The organism is Bacillus sp. P4_D3, from assembly GCF_056401855.1.
The window spans coordinates 1-811 of the sequence record NZ_JBFUIN010001107.1; the positions used below are offsets into that span (position 1 = coordinate 1).

2 protein-coding genes are annotated in these 811 nt (G+C 29.8%); one reads left to right on the forward strand and one right to left on the reverse strand.

Annotated features, from left to right (window positions below):
- A partial coding sequence (locus AC1DTM_RS29600; protein WP_477001605.1) for a GNAT family N-acetyltransferase occupies positions 1 to 238 on the forward strand: 238 nt, incomplete at its 5' end.
- Between the two features lie 121 nt (positions 239 to 359).
- Here the strand turns inward: AC1DTM_RS29600 and AC1DTM_RS29605 are convergent.
- On the reverse strand, positions 360 to 737 hold the full coding sequence (locus AC1DTM_RS29605; RefSeq protein WP_002110143.1) for a PH domain-containing protein: 378 nt from the start codon (positions 735 to 737) through the stop codon (positions 360 to 362).
- Positions 738 to 811 lie beyond the last annotated feature (74 nt).

Consider the following 811-nt stretch of genomic DNA (forward strand, 5'->3'; position numbering starts at 1 on the left):
TAAATTTTGGATAAGCCCGATGTTTATTATTCCAAACTATCAAGGGAACGGAATTGCTCAAAAAGTATTAATTTTAATCGAGGAGATGTTTCCGGAAATAACGACTTGGGAGCTTGCTACAATTTTAGAGGAAGAACGAAATTGTTTTCTATACGAAAAGATGGGATATATAAAAGCGGAATTTAAAAAGAAATTAAATGATAAAGCAACATTAATTTATTATAAAAAAGAAAGGTAAAGCACATTTTAAATGCTTTACCTTTTTGTATCGTTTTAGATTAAATATACAAATTTAATGTATATTCTTCCAAAAAGTTCGGGTTAGTAATTTATGATGTGAATAAATATACAAAAATGAACTATTTCGTCGTATATGTTACTAACGCTTTTTGAATACTTAAAATGCTATCATCGCCTTTAAATTCTTTCGTAATTGGCGCGCTCAAACTAGACACCCATATTTTAAGCTCTGCATCTAAATCAAAATGCCCAGCTGTTTCAATACTAAATTGTGTAATACTTTTATAAGGGATTGAATGGTATTCTGTTTTTTTACCAGTTACTCCTTGTTTGTCTACTAAAATAAGACGGCGATTTGTAAATACGATTAAATCACGAATTAATTTATAAGCATGCTCAACTTTCTCATCATCTAGCATAATCTTTTCTAAATCACGTTCAACGCTTTCTGTACTCGCACTTGATGCATTTCCTAAAATACCACTAAATAAACCCATATGAAATTCCTCCTTTATAATATGTGGAATGAGTTTCTTATATTGTACCATGCTATTGGATAAGACATTATGAC